The organism is Lentibacter sp., from assembly GCF_029254145.1.
Taxonomy (GTDB): Bacteria; Pseudomonadota; Alphaproteobacteria; order Rhodobacterales; family Rhodobacteraceae; genus Lentibacter.
In genome coordinates, this window is record NZ_JAQWYD010000051.1 from 1 (window position 1) to 20215 (window position 20215).

Below are 20215 nucleotides of genomic sequence, written 5' to 3' on the forward strand. Positions count from 1 at the left end.
CGAAATTGGGAGCTGCGCGAAACGGAGGGGCCAGTGCAACGCTTGAGCCAGAGCCGTGCTGTCGCGTTGGATATGGAGAGCGCCACAATCGCGGCGAATGGCTTTTGTTTTCGCGTCCCCTACGGGACGCTTCTATGCGTTTCCGACAAGCCGCTGCACGGCGAACTCAAGCTTCCGGGGATGGCCAGCGATTTTTATAAAACCCAAGTAGAGCCGCATTTGATGATCGGAATAAAAGCGATGGAGTCCCTTAGGACCATGCCGCTTGAGCGTTTGCACAACCGAAAACTACGCAGTTTTAACGAAACGGCCTTTCTTTAAGGGCTATTTAGGGCGAAAAATCGCCCCTAAATGCTGTTTTTGGCCTATTTTTGGCACACAATTCGTTGTGTTGCATCGCATCATACAGTTATATGGCTGCGATGGGGCCCAAAATCGGGCAATTACAGGAGACTACAAAATGACAAAACCAATGACAAAGACCCAGCTTGTTGCAGCACTTGCTGAAGAAATGGGCTCAGACAAGAAATCAGCGACAGGCGCGCTGGATTCAATCATCGCGATCATCACAAAAGAAGTTTCAGGCGGCGGTGCAGTGACCCTTCCTGGCGTTGGCAAAATCTATTGCCGTGAGCGCCCAGAGCGTATGGTTCGCAACCCTGCCACAGGCGAGCAAATCAAAAAAGACGCGGACAAAGTTGTCAAAATGACAATCGCGAAAGCTCTCAAAGACAGCGTAAACGGCTAAGCCTTACGCTTGTATCTTTCACAAGTTTACGAAAGGGTCGCCACAGAGGCGGCCCTTTTTGCATTTGGAGTCAAGACGCGTGGATATCAGAGCAGTTTTCATGGGCGTGGCCTTTGCCTTTATGTGGTCGAGCGCCTTCACATCCGCGCGGATCATTGTCGAATATGCTTCGCCGCTTTGGGCGTTATCACTGCGCTTTCTGATCTCAGGATTACTCGGTGTTCTGATTGCGCGGCTGATGGGTCAGACATGGGCGCTCACGCACAACCAGTGGAGGGCAACCATTGTCTTTGGTCTGTGCCAAAATGCACTTTATCTCGGGCTGAATTTTGTTGCGATGCAGACAATCGAGGCTTCGCTTGCGGCAATCATTGCGTCGACGATGCCTTTGCTTGTCGCGGTTGCGGGCTGGCTTTTCTTTAAGGACAAGGTGAAGCCTTTGGCGTTGGCGGGCCTGATTGCAGGTGTGATCGGCGTGAGCATTATTATGGGCGCACGGCTCAACGGCGGAGTTGATATCTACGGTCTTGGCCTTTGCCTGAGCGGCGTTCTGGCTCTGACGACTGCAACGCTTGTGTTGCGTGGTGCGACTTCGGGTGGCAATTTTCTGATGGTTGTTGGCTTGCAGATGCTTGTTGGCTCCTTTGCGCTCTTTCTTGCCGCAGTGTTTTTTGAGACCCCACAGGTACAGATGAGCACACCGCTCGTTTTGGCGTTTATTTACACAACACTTGTGCCAGGGCTGGCAGCGACGCTGGTTTGGTTCTTTCTGGTGGATCGTATCGGCGCGGTTAAAGCCGCGACCTTTCACTTTCTCAATCCATTCATCGGGGTGGCGGTTGCCGCTGTTGTGCTCCATGAGGCACTGGACTGGCACGACTTCCTTGGCGTCGCAATTATTGCCTTTGGAATTCTCGCGGTCCAACTTTCGAAACAAAAGCCCACACCTTCGTGAAGCTGCGTCAGAGCTTCGTTTGATGACAAGGGTCGCTGTCTGCGCCTAAACCTTGATCATGGAATTTGTCCTCGCATATGCAGCCGGCTTGCTGACGCTGATCAACCCCTGTGTGCTTCCCGTGCTGCCTGTCGTATTGGCGGGCGCTCTGGGGGCAAACCCGAAGGGGCCGCTGGCTTTGGCGGCCGGGATGAGCGTTTCGTTTGTGCTTCTTGGTGTGGTCGTTACCGCCTTTGGCCGCGCGCTGGGGCTCGATGAGCAAAGCGTTGCGCAGGCAGGGGCTGTGCTAATGGTTGCCTTCGGTCTCATGTTGCTGGTGCCGCGGTTTGGCATGGTTCTTTCAGGCGCGACAGCTGGCATGTCTGCGCGCGCTGATGCGCAGATGAACACGCTTGATCAGGGGTCTTTGCGAGGCCAGTTTGCGGGCGGGTTGCTGCTTGGGGCAGTCTGGAGCCCTTGTATCGGCCCGACACTTGGCGGCGCGATTGCGCTGGCGTCACAGGGCGAGAGTCTTGGGCTTGCCACGCTTATCATGGTCGCTTTTGCTTTGGGTGTTTCGACGCTGATCATCGGACTAGGCTATGGCACGCGCGCTTGGCTCATGCGGAACCGCGCGCGAATGCAAAAAATCGCTGTTGCGGCGCGCCCCGTCATGGGCGGGGTGTTTGTCGCTGTCGGTCTCGTGCTGTTTTTCAATTTTCACCACGTGGTCGAAGCTTGGGCTTTGGATGTGATGCCTGCTTGGCTTGTTGACCTTTCTGTATCTATTTAACCTTCAGGAGACTTCTTATGAACAGACGTAGCTTTGTCATCACGGGCCTCGCCGCTCTTGCCACACCCAGCCTCGTACTGGCCGCGCCTGTGGCTTACACAGACGGGCTTGCCAAGACACATCTCGCCAAGGGTGAAGTCGTGTTTCTGGACTTTAAAGCGGATTGGTGTGGAACCTGTAAGGCACAGGAGCGGGTGATCAACGCCCTGAAAGGCGAGAACCCTGACTATGAAGCCAAAGTGACCTTTATCAACGTCGATTGGGACGCCCACGGGAAAGGTACGCTTGTGAAAGAGCTCAATATTCCGCGCCGCTCGACGCTTGTTGTTCTGAAAGGCGAAGAAGAGCTAGGACGTATCGTTGCGGGCACAGGCAAAGACGAGATCAAGGCTTTGATGGATGTGGCTTTGGCGGCTGCGGCGAGCTCATAAGAGCCAAAGCATGAGTGCGCTCAATGTAAGGAACGATGCACCTATCGCGAGCACTTGGGCGATCGAGGCCATGCCTTCATGACCAAGCTCAGCGGCGAAGAGCGCGTAGATTGAGAACATCGGGATGGCGGCGGACAGGATAACTGCTGCCGCCAATTCACGCGAGAGAGGCGGCAGGCCGAGAGCCATAGCTGCGCTGAGCGCGAGTGCTGCCAAGGCTGGGTGTAGCAAAAGCTTGCCCGCGGCTGTGAGCGCCGCCAAAGCACGGTGGCCTTTGAACGGCAGGCCGACAAGCGCGCCCCCGATTGTGAAGAGCGCCAGCGCCGACGCCGAGGCAGCGAAGAGGCTGGTTGTGCGGATGACCGGCTCAGGCAATGGCACCCTGAGCAGCGAGACAGCAAGACCGAGCAGTAACGCTATGACCATAGGGCGTCGCAGGACATTGAGAGCAATCTGGCCAATGAGGCGAGTGATACCCGTACCGTTGCGCTCCTTTGATAACTCAAAGAGTAGGAGACAGAGCGGGATGATGAGGAAGTTTTCCACCAGCATATTGAGCGCGAGAATTTGCCCCGCACTGTCGGGAAAGGCGAGCAGCATGAGCGGATAGCCGACGAAGCCAGAGTTGGGACAAGATGTGCCCATGACAGCGACAGCACGGCGGCTCGGGCTCGTTTTGAGCAACGAGAGAATAATGAAGGATGCGGCGATGGTAAGAAGCGCCCCTGTGGCGAAGACGGCCATATATGTGATGTTGAAAACATCGCGGGCATCGCGCGTGGCTACGGCCAGAAAGAGCAGCGCTGGCAGTGCTACGTTGAGCACGAAACTTCCGAAAAGGCGCATATCCGTTAGCTTGAAGAGCCCACCGCGCACGCAAAAATAACCGAGCAACACTGCCGCGAAGAGGGGAAGCGTGATGCCGAGGACGGCGATCATATCAGCCTATCTTACCGCGGGTTTCGCCGACAGCACCGCCAACTTGACCACGGTGCAGCAAGATATGGTCAAGGATCACACAGGCCATCATGGCCTCGCCCACGGGCACAGCGCGGATACCTACGCAGGGATCGTGGCGGCCTTTTGTGACAACCTCGGTGGCGCTGCCATCTAGTCGAATTGAGGCGCGCGGCGTGAGAATCGAAGAGGTCGGTTTGACAGCGAAGCGCACGACAACATCTTGCCCCGTCGAGATTCCACCGAGAATACCACCAGCGTGGTTAGAGCTATACTCGGGGCCGTTCGGACCCATGAAGATCTCATCGGCATTGTCTGTGCCCGAAAGCCGAGCAGCAGCCATGCCCTCGCCGATCTCGACGCCTTTCACGGCGTTGATGCTCATCATCGAAGCGGCGAGATCTGTATCGAGTTTGGCATAAATCGGCGCGCCGATGCCTGCCGGGACATTGCGCGCGACAACTTCGATGGCACCGCCAACGGAGTTTTTGTCTTTACGCACTTTTGTGAGATAGGCTTCCCAAGATTTGGCTGTGGCCTCATCTTGCGGAATCCAGAAATCATTTTGTTCGATTGCGTCCCAGTCAAATGCGGAGCGATCAATCTCCATCTCGCCCATCGTTGTCATATATCCGATGACTTCTAGCTTTGGGGCGAGCGCCTTGAGCGCGGCGCGGGCCACACCCCCTGCTGCAACGCGCGCCGCTGTCTCACGGGCAGAGGAGCGCCCGCCTCCGCGATAGTCACGCAATCCGTATTTTTGGTGGTAGGTGATGTCAGCATGACCAGGGCGGAACGTTTGTGCGATTTCACCATAGTCTTTTGAGCGCTGGTCTGTGTTTTCGATCATCAGCTGGATGGTTGTGCCTGTGGTCTGGCCGTCGAACACGCCAGAGAGGATGCGGACCTGATCCGGCTCTTGGCGTTGAGTGGTGTTCTTGTTCTGACCGGGGCGACGCTTGTCGAGCCAGACTTGAAGCATCGCCTCGTCGAGCGGCACGCCAGGGGGGCAGCCATCAACTGTTGCGCCCAGAGCAGGGCCGTGGCTTTCGCCCCATGTGGTGACGCGAAAAAGGTGTCCGAATGTGTTCATGCTCATGGGGCAGGCTCCTTTGGGGAAAGCTTTATGTCGAATTGCGCTTACGCGCAATCCGATCCGTTTGGGGCTAGCCCCAATCGACAGACAGAGCTGGGGGGCCAGCCCCCCAGACCCCCCGGGATATTTGTAGAAAGAAAAAGGAGGGCTTGAAGGAGGCAGGATTGACGCGTAGGTTTTGCTTACCTCGGGGGGCTCATGTGAGCTGAGATGCGAAAGCGGACCCGTTGAACCTGAACCGGTTAGGACCGGCGGAGGGAAGGTCGGATATTCATCCCACTATCTCCGCCCGTCGCAATATTAGGAGGATGAGATGAAACATCTTGCATTTGCTACGGGAGTTTTTGTGTCGGCTGCGGGACTTGCAGCGGCAGAGACGCCTGAACTTGTTGTCTATACTTACGATAGTTTTGTGTCTGAATGGGGCCCTGGGCCGCAAGTCGAGACGGCTTTTGAGGCGGTCTGTGGTTGTGATCTGAAGTTTGTTGCAGCGGGGGATGGTGCGGCACTGCTTTCGCGCCTTCGTCTGGAAGGAGCGCGCACGGACGCTGACATTGTGCTTGGACTTGATACCAATCTCACCGCGGCTGCGCGCGAAACGGGCCTCTTTGCAGAGCATTCTGTGAGCGCTCACTATAGCTTACCTGTCGGCTGGGAGGACACTATGTTTGCGCCTTATGACTGGGGCTATTTTGCCTTTGTCCATCAGGCAGGATTTGATGTTCCCAAGAGCCTCAAGGCTTTGGCCGAAAGTGACGCCAAAATCCTCATTCAGGACCCGCGCTCCTCAACACCTGGCCTTGGCTTACTGATGTGGGTCAAGGCGGCTTATGGTGCAGAGGCCCCTGCGATTTGGGAGGGTTTGGCTGATAATGTCGTGACTGTGACCAAGGGCTGGTCCGAGGCATACGGCCTCTTCCTGGAGGGTGAAGCCGATATGGTTTTGTCTTACACGACGTCGCCCGCCTATCACATGATTGCCGAGGACGATCACGGCAAGAAGGCGGCAGTCTTTGAGGAGGGGCATTACCTCCAAGTCGAAGTGGCGGGCAAGCTCGCGGGAAGCGATCAACCCGAGCTCGCGGATCAGTTCCTCCAGTTCATGGTATCGGATGCTTTCCAAAGCGTGATCCCGACAACCAACTGGATGTATCCTGCAGTGACGCCAGAAGCGGGGCTTCCTGACGGCTTCGAAAGCCTTGTACAGCCAGAGAAGGCGCTGCTCTTCTCAGCAGAAGAGGCGGCGGGCATTCGTGACGAAGCTCTTGAAGAATGGCGCGCCGCGCTGTCGCAATAAGTAAGGCCACCAGCGCGGTCTCGGCTGCGCTGGTGATGCTTTTGGTGTTGGTTCCGATCGGGGCTGTGGCCATGCGTGCGGGCTTTTCAGAGGGTGCGTTTGCGGGCCTTGGCGTTGCTGATTGGGCGGCGCTTAAATTCACGGTCGTGCAGGCGGGCCTCTCGGCGCTCTTCAGTGCGGCGCTTGCTGTCCCTGTGGCGAGGGCTTTGGCGCGAAGACAGTTTTGGGGCCGTGGCGCGCTTGTTTTGCTGATGGGCGCCCCGTTTATTCTTCCTGTGATTGTCGCGGTGATGGGGCTTTTGGCTGTCTTCGGGCAGGCGGGGGTTTTAAACGGAGTGCTGAGCGCATTGGGCCTGCCGAAGCTTCAGATTTATGGGCTGCACGGGGTTGTTTTGGCTCATGTTTTCTTCAACCTTCCATTGGCGACGCGGCTTTTGCTGCAAGGCTGGGATGCCATTCCGCAAGAGCGCTTTCGGCTGGCTGCAAGCCTTGGGATGGGATCTCGTGAGGTGTTTCGCTTACTGGAATGGCCGATGCTCAAGGAGCGCCTGCCCGCGGTTGTGTTGGTTGTTTTCCTGATTTGCCTGAGCAGCTTCGCTGTTGCGCTGACGCTGGGTGGCGGACCTGCAGCAACCACGCTGGAGCTGGCGATTTATCAAGCGTTTCATCTGGAGTTTGATTTGGCGCAGGCCGCTTTGCTGGCGCTGATGCAGTTGGTTCTTGTGCTTGTTGTCGGGATGGTTGCGCTGCGTCTTGGACAAGTGGCGGGCTTTGGCGCGGGGCGCGGGGCTTTGCGGCAGCGCTGGGACGCGGGTGCGCCGCTTTTGAAGGCACAAGACGCATTGGTTCTGTCGCTGGCTGTCGTGTTTATTGGTTTGCCGTTGGCGGTTGTTGTGCTCCGGGGAGCGGTGCAGATTATGAGCTTGCCTGCCTCGGTCTGGAGTGCGGCTTTGACCTCTTTGGTCATTGCGCTTGGCTCGACAGTTTTGTGCATCGCGGCGGCGCTGGCTTTGGCGGCTTCGAGAGGGCGCTGGACTGAAATGATAGGGCTCTTGGGCCTGGCGATTTCGCCGCTGGTTTTGGGCACGGGATTATTCCTTTTAGTCAACCCATATGTGAGTCCACAGGGGCTTGCCCTGCCGATCACGATGCTGGTCAATGCGCTGATGGCCTTGCCTTTTGCGCTTAGAATTATCACACCTGAATATGCACGCGCCGAGGCCGACTATGGCCGTTTGGCTGACGCTCTGGGACTTCATGGAACTGCGCGGATGCGGCGTATGATCTGGCCGCAAATACGGACAGCGCTTGGCTTTGCAGCAGGGCTTGCAGCGGCACTTTCGATGGGTGACTTGGGGGTGATTGCGCTTTTTGCGGATGGTGAAACCGCGACACTGCCTTTGCAGGTTTATCGCCTCATGGGGGCCTATCGGATGGATGCGGCAGCTGGGGCTGCGCTGCTTTTGGTGCTGTTGAGTTTTGGGCTGTTTGCATTGTTTGATTGGAGGGGGCGGCGAGATGCTGACGCTTGAGACTGTGAGATACGAGCAGGACGAATTTGTCTTGAGTGCGGACTGGAGTCTTGCGCCAGAGGCGCGGGTTGCTGTGATTGGACCGTCTGGCGCTGGCAAGTCGACGCTTCTCTCCCTCATCGGTGGTTTTATCACGCCTCAGTCTGGACGGCTCCTTTGGGACGGGCAGGACATCACAAAAAACACGCCGAGCGCGCGGCCTGTGGCGAGTTTGTTTCAGGAGGGGAATCTCTTCCCGCATTTGAGCGTGTATGAGAATGCGGCTCTGGGCGTAAATGTGAGCTTAAGGCTGAGTGCTGCGGAAAAGGCGCGGGTGTTCGGTGCTTTGGATCGAGTCGGGCTGGCGGGTTTCGAGGCGCGCAGGCCTGCGCAGCTTTCGGGCGGGCAGGCGAGTCGTGCGGCGTTGGCGAGAGCTCTTTGCCAAGACAAGCCGCTGCTTCTACTGGATGAGCCTTTTGCAGCTCTGGGCCCTGCGCTGCGCCATGAAATGCTTGATCTGGTTGGCGAAATTGCAAGAGAGAATAAGCGGGCTGTTTTGATGGTGAGCCATGAGCCGCGCGATGCGAAGCACTTTGCAGACGCGGTTATTGTTGTCGCTGATCGTGTCGCGCAGACGCCGCAAGGCACGGCGACGCTCTTTGCCGATCCGCCCAAAGCGCTGCGCGACTATTTGGGCCGTCACTAAATCGTAAACCGTGCGTGCCGCTTGGTTAATGGCGCTCAAGATTGCTGATTCTAGGGGGGTGATAAGTGTGCACGATGCGTGCACAACCCGTGCACCGCCCAAACGCGATTTGGTTAAGGCAAATTAACTTAAGGCGGCGTGCGCTACTCGGCTGCGACAAGCCGCTTTTCACCAAGCCGCGGATGAACGGAGCCAGCCACGGTGTAGGCGATTGCGAGGGCTGCGCCTGCCAGCAGAAAAATCCCCGAAATCGGTGCGACGAGCAGCACGCCCCAGGCAAACCCTGGTGTGAGGATGCCCGAGACATCGCGGTAGCTTGAATAGATCGTCGACATTTCGGTGCGCTCAGAGGGCTTGACCGCCATGAGAAACGGTAGGCCTGCGCTGATATCAAGCAGGATGAGAAAGAAGCTGGCACAGAAGAGCGTAACGATCACGACCCAAGGCCAATCTGCGAGCAGAAAGGCCAGAGTGAAGAAGCTTGCGGCCATGGCAAAGCCCGTCCGCACGGCGATCCGAACGGAGCGCTTTTGCATCCAGCGCAGCATAAAGGGCGCCAGAAAGAGCGCGGCGTTTGTGCCTGACATAAGAAAGCCGCCGAGCTGCTCTGGCAGGCCGTTTTTGAGGGCGTAGAGCGGCATATAGACAATATAGGCCCACCAGCCGCAAGAGCGGATCACTGCGAAGCTGAACCCTGCGACAAGGCGGGGTTGTTGTACGAAGCGGCCGATGAACGCCAGCGGGTTTGGTGCGGGGCGTTTGGCGCGGGTGATGAGCTTGCCGTTACCAAGGCGCATATAGGTGAAGGCGGCGAGCATGCCGAGAGAAGAGGCTGCTGAGATATAGAACGGCAACACGGGATTGTAGGTATAGAGTGCAACGCCGACGGCGGGCCCCAGCGTCCATCCGAGGGCGGAATAGAGCAGCCGCAGGGTTTCGCTGCGGCCAAGCTCGATACGTTTGATGTAATCAAGGACATAGGCGTTGAAGCAGATGAAGGTGATCACTGTGGCGAAGGAGTTTAGCATCAGGCCGAATATGAGCGTCATCGGTGTGCCGAGGCTGGCGAGAAGCGCGCCTGCGATAAAGCAAAGCGTGCCGAAACTGTAGAGCCAGCGGCGCGGTATCCGTTTGTTAAGGGCGGGAACGAGGAGCCCGACAATCAGAGAGCCGATCCCGATAAAGAAATAGGCTTGCGAGATGGCCACTGCGTCGCCGAGGGCGTTGTACATGGCCAGTGGGAAGACCGAGATCAGCATGCCTCGGGTGATGCCCTCAAAGCCAGCAAGGACTCCAAACCCATGAACAGAGGGGGCGGGCGCGTGGCGGAGCCACTCGGGGATACGACGTTCAAACATAAGATCAAGCTGCGCATCCTGGAGCCGTGATCTGTTCTGTTTTCGACAAGGCAAGGCATTTGCGACAGCAACGTTGGACTGAGGATATGTGGGCGTCTTGTCTTTCGTTTGAACGGGGTTTTCAGATGGCCAAGGGCAGAGCCTGCGCAGTGGTTCAAGAGAGGTATGCAAAAGCAAAACCCCCCGCCTTTTAAAAGCGGGGGGTTTTGTTTTCTAAAGAAGAAGCAGCTTTAGGGCGGCGTGCCGCCTTTGGCTTAGTCTTTCTTTGGTTTGTGAGGCGCCCAGAGGCGCTTGTTTGTCAGGTAGAGCAGCGATGCGAGGATCGCCAGCATCAGGACACCGATAAAGCCTGTTTGCTTGCGGGCCATCATCTTGGGCTCTGCTGTCCACATCAGGAAAGCTGAAACATCTTCGGCAACGTGGTGCTCGGAGTTGCTGTGGCCATCGTTATACTCAAGCTGGTCTTCATAGAGCGGCGGTGCCATTGCGATCCAGCCGCCCGGGAAGGCGGTGTTTTCGTAAAAGACTGTGCCGTTCTCTTCTTTCTCTTCGCCAGTGTAGCCTGTGAGGATCGAGTAGATATACTCGGGGCCACCCATGCCTTTGAAGAGCTGGTTCATGCCTGAGCCGTAAGGGCCGTGGAAGCCAGCGCGCTTTTTCGCCATCAGAGACAGATCAGGCGCGTTTTCAAGCGCTGATCCCGGGAAGTGATCTGTTGGGATCGCATCACGGTCGTCGTCAAGATCAGCATCAAACACGGAGAAGTTTGACGAATAGGCGCGCACTTCAGCATCTGAGAAGTGTGGGCCGCCCTCGTCACCCAATGTGCGCAGGGGCACATACTGGAGACCGTGGCATGCAGCGCAAACTTCGGTGTAGACCTGAAGGCCGCGCTGGAGCTGGTTTTGATCGAAGGCGCCAAACGGGCCTTCGAAGGAGAAGTCCACATCTTCGATGTGGCTTTCGCCGCCCGCGGCAAGCGCACCGCCCGTTGAGAGGGCGAGGGCTGCGACTGCGGAGAGTGCAAGTTTCTTAAACATTATTCCCTTGTCCTTTCTTATTCGGCCGGTGTGGCGCTTTTGGCGCCATAATGGGCTTCGAAGTCTTCTTCGATTGTGTTCGGCATTGGCAGCGGTTTCTCGATCACGCCCAAGAGAGGCAGGATGACGAGGAAGTAACCGAACCAGTACGCCGAGGCGATGAGCGACCATGTTGCATAGGGCTCTTCGGCTGGCATTGCGCCGAGCCACATCAGGATGATGAAGTCGACAACTAGGAGCCAGAACCACCATTTGAACATGGGGCGGTAGCGGCCAGAGCGAACGCGGGAAGTATCAAGCCAAGGCACGAGGGCCATGACAATGATCGCGCCGAACATGGCCAGAACACCGAAGAACTTCGCTGTGATGATGCCACCTGTAAGCCAGTTGGCCGCGATCACGATCCAGACTTCTGACGTAAAGGCGCGCAGGATCGCGTAGAACGGCAGGAAGTACCATTCGGGAACGATGTGAGCCGGTGTCACGAGCGCGTTGGCTTCGATGTAGTTGTCGGGGTGACCGAGGTAGTTTGGCATGAAGCCGACGATTGCCCAGAAAACCATCAGGATGATCGCGAGCGCGAAGAGATCCTTGATGACGAAGTATGGCCAGAACGGAAGCGTGTCTTTCTCGGCTTCTGCTTTGGAGTCTGTGCGCACTGGCACACCTGTCGGGTTGTTGTTGCCCGTGGTGTGGAAGGCCCAGATGTGAACCATAACAAGAGCGGCGATCACGAAGGGCAGCAAGTAGTGCAGTGAGAAGAAGCGGTTGAGCGTTGCGTTATCAACGGCTGGTCCGCCGAGAAGCCATGTTTGCAGGCCCTCGCCCACGAATGGGATCGCGCCGAAGAGGCCTGTGATAACGGTCGCGCCCCAGAAGGACATCTGACCCCAAGGCAAAACATAGCCCATGAAGCCTGTCGCCATCATCAGAACGAAGATGAGCATACCGACAATCCATGTGACCTCACGTGGGGCTTTATATGAGCCGTAGTAGAGGCCGCGGAAGATGTGGATATAGACCGCAAAGAAGAAGAGCGATGCGCCGTTCATGTGCAGATAGCGCAGGAAGTGGCCGCCGTTTACGTTGCGCATGATGTGCTCGACAGAGGCGAACGCCATGTCAACGTGCGGTGTATAATGCATCGCGAGGATGATGCCTGTGACGATTTGCAAGGCGAGGCAGAACGCCAGTACGATGCCCCAGATCCACCACCAGTTCAGGTTCTTTGGTGTTGGAATCATCAGTGTGTCATAAAGCAGGCCTACGATGGGCAGACGCTTGTGAAGCCATTTTGCTCCAGCCGATTTCGGCTCGTAATGGTCGTGTGGAATACCAGACATTGCGCGCTTCCTTATCCGAGGATCAGTTCGTCGCCTTCAAAGGCGGCAACTGGAATGAGAAGGTTGAGGGGGGCCGGACCTTTGCGGATACGGCCTGATGTATCGTAGTGCGAGCCGTGGCACGGGCAGAACCATCCGCCGTAATCACCCGCGCCATCGCCGATGGGAACGCAGCCGAGGTGTGTACAGACGCCGATCATCACGAGCCATTCGCCATCTTCTGAGAGCGCGCGGTTTTCGTCGCTTGCGTCTGCATCGAAGTTGTTTTTGTTCTGAGATGTCTGGTCGATTGTGAGCTCGTCCATTGTCACGGCGCGCGCAGCTTCGATTTCTTCGGCTGTGCGGCGGCGAATGAAGACAGGCTTACCCAGCCACTTCACAGTGAGCTGCGTGCCAATTTCAACGCCTGACGTGTCGACACGAATAGACGACATAGCCTGAACATCGGCGGATGGGTTCATCTGATTGACCATTGGCCAGACTGCAGCACCTGCGGCGACAGCACCAGCACCAGCTGTGGCGTAGTAGATAAAGTCTCTACGTGTGCCTTCGTGATCTTCTGCGTTGGACACGAGCATTCTCCATTTTTCTCAGGCTTATGCGCCTATACGGGACATGGACCGCAGATTCCTGCAGCCTCTTGCGGGGTTTCTTAAACCTGCTTTTCGCGCAGGTCTAGCTTAGATTGGTTACAGATACGTTCTGTCGCGGCTGATAAGGGGCATTCGAGACGTTTCATCTTGTCTAAAACCAGCGTTTTGAGAAAACGGCGAATCCGCATATAGTGTTTTGTTGACAGTGGGAGGAGAGCCAATGTCACGATTAAGTGGTCATATCGAGCGGGTGATGGAGGTTACCCAATCGGCCTCGGCGGGGGCGCGGTCGCGGCTTGCGGCGAGTTGGTATCGTTCGCGGGCGTGGCACGGGCTTGACCCAGCCGAGCACCGCGCACCAGAGCGGCTTGAGGGGAAGGCGCTGGATGCGCGCCGTCAGGACCGCGAAAAGTTTCTCATGGTTGCGACGCCTCGGCTTGATCGCTTGTTTTGACTTGTTGGCCAGTCGGGATGTGCTGTTTTGCTGACTGATTCTGAAGGTGTTGTGCTTGATCAGCGGGTCAACGAGAGTGACGCCGATGTTTTTGCGAGCTGGGGTCTTTGGAGCGGGGCCAACTGGAGCGAGGCGCGGGAAGGGACCAACGGGATTGGAACCTGTTTGGAAGGGCGGCGGCAGGTGATTATTCACCGCGACGAGCATTTATTTGCGCGCAACACGGCGATGAGCTGTATTGATGCGCCGATCTATGGCTATGACGGGCAGATCCTTGGTGCGCTGGATGTTTCTTCCGCGCGCTCGGACCAGACCGAGGGCTTTAACCGCCTGATTGCTGCGCAAGTCGCGCAGACGGCGCGGGCAATTGAGGAAGCACATTTCAAGGCGGCTTTCGCCGAGGCGCGGATTGTTGTCAGCGAGAGCGACGACACTGAGGCGTCGACGCTTCTGGCGATTGATCAGAATGATCTTGTTATCGGCGCCACGCGCGAGGCGCGGCGGGTCTTTGGGCTGGATGCACCGGGAGTGCTTGCCCCAAGGCCTGCGGCTGATATTTTTGGCCGTGGCGACGGGCCCAGCGGCTTTGAGAAGGCCGAGCGGGCGGCTGTGATTCGGGCTTTGGCGCGCGCGGATGGCAATGTGAGCCAGGCCGCGAGGCAGCTTGGCGTGGCGCGTGCCACGCTTTATCGCCGCATGAAACGGCTGGGACTCGACGACATCTGAGCAAACTGTCTCAGCAGTGAGACAGGTGTGCCCTATGGTGTGCTTTGCCCCTCTATGACGCTGGGGAAAGCTTTGATTTGCTCTCTCTTAATCCAGATGGAGGATCTGGTTTTTAGGAGGAGACTGTCATGAACGAGATGACACAGAATACAGGTGCGGGTTATGCCTCACCTTTCAAATCACGCTACGACAACTTTATTGGCGGCAAGTTTGTTGCCCCAGTTGGTGGCAAATATTTTGACAACATCACGCCGATCACAGGCGGCAAAATCTGCGAAGTCGCCATGTCTGGTGCGGCCGATGTCGAACTTGCGCTTGATGCCGCCCACGCGGCCAAGGGCGCTTGGGGCGCGACCTCTGCTGCCGAGCGCAGCAACCTGATTCTGAAGATTGCCGACCGCATGGAAGAAAACCTCGAACTGCTCGCGCAGGCCGAGACATGGGACAACGGCAAGCCGATCCGCGAGACGATGGCAGCGGATATTCCGCTGGCGATTGACCACTTCCACTATTTTGCGGGCGTGTTGCGCGGCCAAGAGGGCACGATGAGCGAGATTGACGCTGATACAGTGGCCTATCACTTCCACGAGCCACTTGGCGTTGTGGGACAGATCATCCCTTGGAACTTTTCGATCCTGATGGCGGCTTGGAAGCTTGCGCCTGCGTTGGCTGCGGGCAACTGTATTGTCCTGAAGCCTGCCGAGCAGACGCCTGCGGCGATCATGGTTTTTGCCGAGCTGGTAGCTGATCTCTTGCCTGCGGGCACGCTCAACATTGTCAACGGTATGGGCCCTGATGTGGGCGGACCGCTCGCGACAAGCCCGCGTATTGCCAAGATTGCGTTTACAGGCTCCACGGAAACGGGCCGTATCATCATGAAGGCGGCGACGGAAAACCTGATCCCTGTGACGCTGGAGCTTGGTGGCAAGAGCCCCAACATCTTCTTCTCCGATATCATGGCGGAAGATGATGCGTTTCTGGACAAGGCTGTCGAAGGCTTTGTGCTGTTTGCTTTCAACCAAGGCGAAGTCTGCACCTGCCCGAGCCGTGCGCTTGTTCAGGAAGACATTTATGAAGAGTTCATCGCCCGTTGCATCGAGCGTGTGAAAGCCATCACGCAGGGCGATCCGCGCGACATCAACACCATGGTTGGCGCACAGGCGAGCCAAGAGCAGCAAGACAAGATCATGTCTTACCTGACGATTGGCCGTGAAGAGGGTGCTGAAGTGCTTGTGGGCGGCGACGCGGCACGCTTCAACGGCGATATCGCGGGCGGGTTCTACATCCAGCCAACGATCCTGAAGGGCCACAACAAGATGCGCGTGTTCCAGGAGGAAATCTTCGGGCCTGTTGTCTCTGTCACAGCCTTCAAGGACGGGGCCGAGGCGCTCGCGATTGCCAATGACACGATGTATGGCCTTGGCGCCGGTGTCTGGAGCCGCGATGCGAACCGCTGCTACCGCTTTGGCCGCGCTGTGGAGGCAGGGCGCGTCTGGGTGAACAACTATCACGCATACCCTGCACACGCGGCCTTTGGCGGCTATAAGCAGTCGGGCATCGGGCGCGAAAACCACAAGATGATGCTGGACCACTACCAGCAGACGAAGAACATTTTGATGAGCTACAACCCCAACAAGCTCGGCTTCTTCTAGAGCCTGACACCTGAAAAGAAAGCGCCCCCGCCAGTGATGGTCGGGGGCGTTTTTGATTTGGCTTAGGCGGGAGCTGTGGCTTGCATGCTGTCGCGCTGTTGGAATGCTTCGTTCCATTTTGCGAGCGCATCCACGCCGGTGCGCCAGCCGCGCGCGTCATGGCGGAAATCGAGGTATCCGAGGGCGCAGCCAACGGCGATGTGGCTTGCATCGAGCGGGCCTGCGAGGTGGCTCATCCAGCGGGCATTGATCACATCAAGCGCAGCACGGATCTTGCCCCATTGGGCCTCTTTCCAGACATCTGACTGCTGCTCTTCGGGGCGCACGCGGCCTTCGTATGTGATCAGCACGGCGGCATCCATGATGGCGTCGGCCATACTTTCTAGCGTCAGCACCTCCCAGATGCGCGCCTCGGGGTAGAGGCCGCTCTTGGCACGCGCGTCAAGAAAGCGGGTGATAACGCGGCTGTCGTGCAGCGCGGGGCCGTCAGGGCGGATCAGCGCGGGGATCTTGCCTGTCGGATTGGCGGCGCGCACGTGGTCTGGCGTGTTGATCGGGGTTGTGCCCGCCTCGATGACTTCGATGTCTTGCGACTGGCCTGTTTCGTGCAGAACGACGTGCACTTTGCGCACGAAGGGAGAGGCTTGTGAGGAGATAAGCTGCATGGTGGGTTCCTGTTCGCGGGTCTTGTTAAGCGCTCACGTTAGGGGCGCCGAGCGGCGCTGTCTAGCGTCAGGCAGGGGGCTTGCGCATGAATGCAGCGAGGGCAGCGGTTTCAAGGCCGAGGCCTGCCTCTGCCACGCCATCAGCGCCGCCGAGGCGGGCAGCGTCAGGCTTGTTCTGGCCGAGCTTCCATGTGCCTTGGATGCTCTCGATGGTGAGGCGGAAGGGAACGATCTGGCGCATCATTTTGTCGAGCACATCAGGGGTCATCTTGCCCATGGTCCATTCGGGTTTGGGCGCAAGGCGGGCCTCAAACTGGGCCGAGAGGCGCGCAAGGATGCCTTCAAGCGCGCTGTCTGGCAGGCGCTCGAGCGTGCCTGTGAGGTGAACGGCCACATAGTTCCATGTCGGGACTTGATCGGGGACGCCATACCAGTCGGGCGAGATATAGCTGTGCGGGCCTTGCACGGCGAGGCGCGCAGGCGTGGGTGCTTTGAGCGCGCGGGTGATTTCGGTGGAGCGCACGAGGTGTAGCTCGGCGTGCGTTCCGTCTTCTGAAAGCTGAAACGGGATATGGCTGATCAGTGACGCGCCTTCGGTGCTGAGGGCGAGGAGACCGAAGCTTTGCGCGCGGGCGAAGGCGAGGTTTTGCTCTGTTTCGGCAGAGCGGAAGGCTGGGTTTGGGTGCATGATGTCAGCTCTCGGGGAAGGGGTGGCCCGTGTCGGAGGGCTGCCAGGGTGGGTATTTTTGCATGATGCGCGTGAAGCGGTCTGAGGCTTTGAAGGCGGCAAGCCAGCTTTGGACCGCTGGCCAAGGCTCAGACGCAAACCATGTTTGATCTATATGAGCGAACTGGCGCACGAACGGCAAGATCGCGACATCAGCAAGCTTGGGAGCTATCCCGAAGAGCCACGGGCTTGCGCCAAGCTGGGCCTCAAGCTTGGCGATAAAGGCGCTGGCCTTGGCGCGCTCTTCGAGGGGGTCGCTGTCTTGAAAGCGGGTTGCGTATTTGCTGCGGTCGAGCGCGGCCTTGAAGGGGCCGTCGCATTCGGCGATCAGCTCATGGCCAAGCGCAGGCATAGCCAGCAGGTCTTCAGGGTCTGACTGTGACAGCGCCCACAGCATGATATCGAGGCTTTCGTCGATCTGCTCTGCGCCAAAATCAAGGCAAGGCACGGTGGCGCTCTTTGATGTTTTGAGGAAAGCCTCTGGTTTGTCGCGCAGCACTATTTCGCGCAGACTGACCTGTTGTCCTGCGGAGGCGAGGCCGAGCCGTGCGCGCATGGCGTAGGGACAGCGGCGGAACGACCAGAGGACAGGCAACATCAGAGCGCCTCGGCAAGAAGCGCAGCTCCGTCTTTTCCTGTGATGCGACCGCTGACAAGCGCGCCTTCGGTTTGGGGCAAATCAAAGCGCACTTCAGTGAACTGTTCGGTGCGGCCCATGTGAGGGTTTTCCATCAAGATAGAATGGTTGCGGCCCTGCTGGGTGGCGAGGTGCATGGCGACGCGCCGCTCTCCTGCAGCGCGCAGGGCAGCGGCACGCTCCTTTATGGCTGTACCATTCACGGCGGGCATCCGCGCGGCGGGCGTACCTTCGCGGGCAGAGTAGGGGAAGACGTGCAGCCACGTGAGCTGGCAGTCGTCGACAAGCTTGAGGGAGTTTGCGAAATGCGCCTCTGTTTCGGTGGGGAAGCCAGCTATGATATCAGCGCCGAAGGTCATCTCGGGACGCAGCTTGAGGGCTTCTTCAGTGAAGCGGATTGCATCGTCACGCAAGTGCCGCCGCTTCATGCGCTTTAGAATAAGATCGTCGCCGTGCTGCAGGCTGAGGTGCAGATGTGGCATAAGGCGCGGCTCTGTGGCGATGGCTTGCATGAGGTTGTCATCGGCCTCGATACTGTCGATCGACGAGATCCGCAGGCGCGGCAAATCTGGCACAAGCTTGAGGATGCGCATCACCAGATCGCCAAAGCGCGGGGCGGCAGGCAAGTCGGCGCCCCAGCTCGTGAGATCAACACCTGTGAGGACAACCTCGTTGAAGCCGCGTCCGACGAGGCGCTTGATCTGTTCAACCACAACGCCCGCTGGCACGGAGCGAGAGTTGCCACGGCCATAAGGAATGATGCAGAAGGTGCAGCGATGATCGCAACCGTTCTGGACCTGCACATAGGCGCGGCTGCGCGTGCCGAAGCCGTCGATCATGTGGCCTGCTGTCTCTGTGACCGACATGATATCGTTGACGATAACTTTTTCTGTCTCGCCGATGAGGTCGGGCGCGAGGCTCTGCCATGTATCTGGCTGCATCTTTTCATGGTTGCCAACAACGCGGGTGACTTCGGCCATGGCGGCAAATGTCTCAGGCTCGGTCTGCGCGGCGCAGCCTGTGACGATGATGGGCGCGGTTGGGTTCTCGCGGGCGAGCTTGCGAATCTCTTTTTTGGCTTTGCGCACGGCCTCGGCTGTCACGGCACAGGTGTTGATGACCTGCACATTGCTCAGCCCTGCGGCTGTGGCCAGCTCGCGCATGGCTTCGCTTTCGTAGGCGTTGAGACGGCAGCCCAGTGTCGTAAACTTTGGGGCGCTCATGTCAGACGCCACTGCCCGTTGAAGACATGGGCTGTTTGCCCAGTCATCCAGACGCCATCATCGCGCCAGTCAATAAAGAGGGTTCCGCCATCCAGATCGACACGGGCTTTGCGGCCGGTCAGCCCGCGCCGTGCGGCGGCTACAACCGTGGCGCAAGAGGATGTGCCAGAGGCCTCGGTGAGGCCTGCGCCGCGCTCCCAGACCCGCATGCGAATATGATCAGCGCCAATAAGGCTCGCCCATTGGACATTGGTGCGCTCAGGGTAGAGCGGATGATGCTCATAAATGGGGCCTAGCTCTGTGACGGCGACGGCTTCAGCATCGTCGACAAAGAATGTGCAATGCGGATTGCCCATGCTCGTTGCGGTTGGCGCGCCTTCAATCGGCAGTGCCAGAGTGTCCATGGCCTCGGCGAGGGGAATCTCGTCCCAATTCAGAAGTGGGGCGCCCATATTGACGGAGGTGAGGCCATCGCCTGCTTCACGTGCATAGAGATCGCCACGCTCGGTTGTGATGTGTAGCTTTGTCTGGCCTGTTTCGAGAAGAATATGGTGTGCAATGCAGCGCGTGGCATTGCCGCAAGCGCCAGCCGCTGTTCCGTCGGAGTTCCAAAATGTGAGGTGAACATCCCCGGTGGGGGAATCGGTCAGCTCTGCGAGCTGGTCGAATCCGACGCCGCGGTGTCTGTCACCCATAGCCTTCGCAAGCGTGTTATCGACACGGCCGAGCTGTCCGCGCGAGTCGATAATGACAAAATCATTGCCCAGCCCGTGCATTTTCATGAAGGGAATATGTGTCTCGCGCGTGTTCATAGGCCGCATATACGCCCCCGCCGCAATATAATCCAGTATCCGCCTCACTTTCCGTGATTTTCGGGGTTGACCGCCCCCCTCTCTCTTTCTAGATAGGCCGCCTAGTGGGCCGTTAGCTCAGTTGGTAGAGCAACTGACTTTTAATCAGTAGGTCGATGGTTCGAACCCATCACGGCTCACCATTAAATTAAGGGCTTAGCGCTTTTAGTGCTGAGCCCTTTGTTTTTCAGCGAGACAACCAGCGAGACAAAATGGCGTAGAACTGGGGCAAGTAGCGTATGACTGCCTTGCTATTGCATGGGTTATTCCCTACGCGCGCAGGCGCGGCGACGTGTTTGTAATGATGCCAAGGGTCCCTTCAGACCCCACAAAAAGATGTGTTAGGTCATACCTGCTTGAGGATTTCCGCGCGCGGCTGCCAGTTTGAATGATCTCACCGTCGGGTAACACGACTTCCAGTGCCAAGACGTTTTCCCGCATTGTGCCGTAGCGCACCGCATTTGTACCAGATG

General features: G+C 57.9%; 19 protein-coding genes, 1 tRNA gene, 3 pseudogenes and 1 riboswitch. Of the genes and pseudogenes, 11 read left to right on the top strand and 12 right to left on the bottom strand.

The window, feature by feature from the left end:
* The 5 genes and pseudogenes from P8O11_RS05770 to P8O11_RS05790 form a co-directional block, all read left to right on the top strand.
* Positions 1 to 321: pseudogene (locus tag P8O11_RS05770) on the top strand (AMP nucleosidase); the annotation flags it as partial.
* Positions 322 to 460: 139 nt separating this feature from the next.
* Entirely contained in the window at positions 461 to 748 is a 288-nt protein-coding gene (locus P8O11_RS05775) for an HU family DNA-binding protein (RefSeq protein ID WP_300292599.1), read from the top strand.
* A gap of 79 nt (positions 749 to 827) precedes the next feature.
* Positions 828 to 1703, top strand: coding sequence for a DMT family transporter (locus P8O11_RS05780; RefSeq protein ID WP_300292601.1), 876 nt, complete (start codon positions 828 to 830; stop codon positions 1701 to 1703).
* 58 nt (positions 1704 to 1761) lie between these two features.
* On the top strand, positions 1762 to 2475 hold the full coding sequence (locus P8O11_RS05785) for a cytochrome c biogenesis CcdA family protein (protein ID WP_300292603.1): 714 nt from the start codon (positions 1762 to 1764) through the stop codon (positions 2473 to 2475).
* Between the two features lie 17 nt (positions 2476 to 2492).
* Positions 2493 to 2906: a thioredoxin family protein gene (locus tag P8O11_RS05790; protein ID WP_300292605.1), complete on the top strand. Its 414-nt coding sequence runs from the start codon at positions 2493 to 2495 to the stop codon at positions 2904 to 2906.
* Here the strand turns inward: P8O11_RS05790 and P8O11_RS05795 are convergent.
* Together P8O11_RS05795 and aroC are read right to left on the bottom strand one after the other, a co-directional pair.
* The gene (locus tag P8O11_RS05795; RefSeq protein ID WP_300292607.1) at positions 2901 to 3845 is read right to left on the bottom strand and encodes an AEC family transporter; all 945 of its coding nucleotides are present in this window, start codon (positions 3843 to 3845) and stop codon (positions 2901 to 2903) included. The genes P8O11_RS05790 and P8O11_RS05795 overlap by 6 nt on opposite strands.
* 1 nt (position 3846) lies before the next feature.
* Positions 3847 to 4962: a chorismate synthase gene (gene aroC / locus P8O11_RS05800; RefSeq protein WP_300292609.1), complete on the bottom strand. Its 1116-nt coding sequence runs from the start codon at positions 4960 to 4962 to the stop codon at positions 3847 to 3849.
* Positions 4963 to 5137: 175 nt separating this feature from the next.
* Positions 5138 to 5236, top strand: a riboswitch (TPP riboswitch).
* A gap of 36 nt (positions 5237 to 5272) precedes the next feature.
* Between aroC and thiB the strand changes: the two genes are divergently transcribed.
* Genes thiB through P8O11_RS05815 form a run of 3 tightly spaced genes read left to right on the top strand, consistent with a single transcriptional unit; the run spans position 5273 to position 8473 of the window.
* Entirely contained in the window at positions 5273 to 6256 is a 984-nt protein-coding gene (thiB, locus tag P8O11_RS05805; RefSeq protein WP_300292611.1) for a thiamine ABC transporter substrate binding subunit, read from the top strand.
* The gene (locus P8O11_RS05810; protein WP_300292613.1) at positions 6232 to 7788 is read left to right on the top strand and encodes an ABC transporter permease subunit; all 1557 of its coding nucleotides are present in this window, start codon (positions 6232 to 6234) and stop codon (positions 7786 to 7788) included. The genes thiB and P8O11_RS05810 overlap by 25 nt, the downstream gene beginning before the upstream one ends.
* Positions 7775 to 8473 carry an ATP-binding cassette domain-containing protein gene (locus P8O11_RS05815; protein WP_300292615.1) on the top strand — a complete coding sequence of 233 codons (699 nt, stop codon included), beginning with the start codon at positions 7775 to 7777 and terminating at the stop codon, positions 8471 to 8473. The genes P8O11_RS05810 and P8O11_RS05815 overlap by 14 nt, the downstream gene beginning before the upstream one ends.
* A 143-nt stretch (positions 8474 to 8616) precedes the next feature.
* Here P8O11_RS05815 and P8O11_RS05820 read toward each other — a convergent pair whose 3' ends face one another.
* The 4 genes from P8O11_RS05820 to petA all read right to left on the bottom strand — a co-directional run bounded on the left by P8O11_RS05820 (position 8617) and on the right by petA (position 12786).
* A complete protein-coding gene (locus P8O11_RS05820; RefSeq protein WP_300292617.1) occupies positions 8617 to 9831 on the bottom strand; it encodes an MFS transporter in 1215 nt (404 codons plus the stop codon).
* A 254-nt stretch (positions 9832 to 10085) separates the two neighbouring features.
* Positions 10086 to 10871: a cytochrome c1 gene (locus tag P8O11_RS05825; RefSeq protein ID WP_300292619.1), complete on the bottom strand. Its 786-nt coding sequence runs from the start codon at positions 10869 to 10871 to the stop codon at positions 10086 to 10088.
* 17 nt (positions 10872 to 10888) lie between these two features.
* On the bottom strand, positions 10889 to 12214 hold the full coding sequence (petB, locus tag P8O11_RS05830) for a cytochrome b (protein ID WP_300292621.1): 1326 nt from the start codon (positions 12212 to 12214) through the stop codon (positions 10889 to 10891).
* Between the two features lie 11 nt (positions 12215 to 12225).
* Entirely contained in the window at positions 12226 to 12786 is a 561-nt protein-coding gene (gene petA, locus P8O11_RS05835) for a ubiquinol-cytochrome c reductase iron-sulfur subunit (protein WP_089893702.1), read from the bottom strand.
* Positions 12787 to 13027: 241 nt separating this feature from the next.
* Between petA and P8O11_RS05840 the strand changes: the two are divergent.
* Both P8O11_RS05840 and P8O11_RS05845 read left to right on the top strand, forming a co-directional pair.
* Positions 13028 to 13987, top strand: a pseudogene (locus tag P8O11_RS05840) (GAF domain-containing protein).
* 128 nt (positions 13988 to 14115) lie between these two features.
* Complete coding sequence (locus P8O11_RS05845) at positions 14116 to 15639, top strand: aldehyde dehydrogenase family protein (RefSeq protein ID WP_300292624.1); 1524 nt, start codon at positions 14116 to 14118, stop codon at positions 15637 to 15639.
* A gap of 62 nt (positions 15640 to 15701) precedes the next feature.
* On the opposite strand, the gene P8O11_RS05850 is transcribed toward P8O11_RS05845, so the two are convergent.
* The 5 genes from P8O11_RS05850 to dapF form a co-directional block, all read right to left on the bottom strand.
* Positions 15702 to 16304: a glutathione S-transferase gene (locus P8O11_RS05850; RefSeq protein ID WP_300292626.1), complete on the bottom strand. Its 603-nt coding sequence runs from the start codon at positions 16302 to 16304 to the stop codon at positions 15702 to 15704.
* A 67-nt stretch (positions 16305 to 16371) separates the two neighbouring features.
* The gene (locus P8O11_RS05855; RefSeq protein ID WP_300292628.1) at positions 16372 to 16992 is read right to left on the bottom strand and encodes an FMN-binding negative transcriptional regulator; all 621 of its coding nucleotides are present in this window, start codon (positions 16990 to 16992) and stop codon (positions 16372 to 16374) included.
* A gap of 4 nt (positions 16993 to 16996) precedes the next feature.
* Positions 16997 to 17629 (bottom strand): glutathione S-transferase, encoded by a 633-nt coding sequence (locus P8O11_RS05860; protein WP_300292630.1) that lies wholly within the window; start codon positions 17627 to 17629, stop codon positions 16997 to 16999.
* The gene (gene mtaB / locus P8O11_RS05865; RefSeq protein WP_300292632.1) at positions 17629 to 18891 is read right to left on the bottom strand and encodes a tRNA (N(6)-L-threonylcarbamoyladenosine(37)-C(2))-methylthiotransferase MtaB; all 1263 of its coding nucleotides are present in this window, start codon (positions 18889 to 18891) and stop codon (positions 17629 to 17631) included. Before mtaB ends, P8O11_RS05860 begins: the two co-directional genes overlap by 1 nt.
* Complete coding sequence (dapF, locus tag P8O11_RS05870) at positions 18888 to 19712, bottom strand: diaminopimelate epimerase (RefSeq protein WP_300292634.1); 825 nt, start codon at positions 19710 to 19712, stop codon at positions 18888 to 18890. Before dapF ends, mtaB begins: the two co-directional genes overlap by 4 nt.
* Before the next feature lie 97 nt (positions 19713 to 19809).
* Between dapF and P8O11_RS05875 the strand changes: the two genes are divergently transcribed.
* A tRNA-Lys gene (locus P8O11_RS05875) sits at positions 19810 to 19885 on the top strand.
* 154 nt (positions 19886 to 20039) lie between these two features.
* Here P8O11_RS05875 and P8O11_RS05880 read toward each other — a convergent pair.
* Positions 20040 to 20215 (bottom strand): annotated as a pseudogene (locus P8O11_RS05880) (FAD-binding oxidoreductase); the annotation flags it as partial.

Excerpts from the sequence above, each read along its gene's own strand:
- P8O11_RS05820 (WP_300292617.1), bottom strand. The coding sequence starts at position 9,831 with ATGTTTGAACGTCGTATCCCCGAGTGGCTCCGCCACGCGCCCGCCCCC.
- dapF (WP_300292634.1), bottom strand. The coding sequence starts at position 19,712 with ATGCGGCCTATGAACACGCGCGAGACACATATTCCCTTCATGAAAATG.
- P8O11_RS05860 (WP_300292630.1), bottom strand. The coding sequence starts at position 17,629 with ATGTTGCCTGTCCTCTGGTCGTTCCGCCGCTGTCCCTACGCCATGCGC.
- P8O11_RS05845 (WP_300292624.1), top strand. The coding sequence starts at position 14,116 with ATGAACGAGATGACACAGAATACAGGTGCGGGTTATGCCTCACCTTTC.
- P8O11_RS05790 (WP_300292605.1), top strand. The coding sequence starts at position 2,493 with ATGAACAGACGTAGCTTTGTCATCACGGGCCTCGCCGCTCTTGCCACA.
- P8O11_RS05775 (WP_300292599.1), top strand. The coding sequence starts at position 461 with ATGACAAAACCAATGACAAAGACCCAGCTTGTTGCAGCACTTGCTGAA.
- aroC (WP_300292609.1), bottom strand. The coding sequence starts at position 4,962 with ATGAGCATGAACACATTCGGACACCTTTTTCGCGTCACCACATGGGGC.
- mtaB (WP_300292632.1), bottom strand. The coding sequence starts at position 18,891 with ATGAGCGCCCCAAAGTTTACGACACTGGGCTGCCGTCTCAACGCCTAC.
- P8O11_RS05855 (WP_300292628.1), bottom strand. The coding sequence starts at position 16,992 with ATGCACCCAAACCCAGCCTTCCGCTCTGCCGAAACAGAGCAAAACCTC.
- P8O11_RS05810 (WP_300292613.1), top strand. The coding sequence starts at position 6,232 with ATGGCGCGCCGCGCTGTCGCAATAAGTAAGGCCACCAGCGCGGTCTCG.
- P8O11_RS05850 (WP_300292626.1), bottom strand. The coding sequence starts at position 16,304 with ATGCAGCTTATCTCCTCACAAGCCTCTCCCTTCGTGCGCAAAGTGCAC.
- P8O11_RS05785 (WP_300292603.1), top strand. The coding sequence starts at position 1,762 with ATGGAATTTGTCCTCGCATATGCAGCCGGCTTGCTGACGCTGATCAAC.
- petB (WP_300292621.1), bottom strand. The coding sequence starts at position 12,214 with ATGTCTGGTATTCCACACGACCATTACGAGCCGAAATCGGCTGGAGCA.
- P8O11_RS05795 (WP_300292607.1), bottom strand. The coding sequence starts at position 3,845 with ATGATCGCCGTCCTCGGCATCACGCTTCCCCTCTTCGCGGCAGTGTTG.
- P8O11_RS05825 (WP_300292619.1), bottom strand. The coding sequence starts at position 10,871 with ATGTTTAAGAAACTTGCACTCTCCGCAGTCGCAGCCCTCGCCCTCTCA.
- thiB (WP_300292611.1), top strand. The coding sequence starts at position 5,273 with ATGAAACATCTTGCATTTGCTACGGGAGTTTTTGTGTCGGCTGCGGGA.
- P8O11_RS05815 (WP_300292615.1), top strand. The coding sequence starts at position 7,775 with ATGCTGACGCTTGAGACTGTGAGATACGAGCAGGACGAATTTGTCTTG.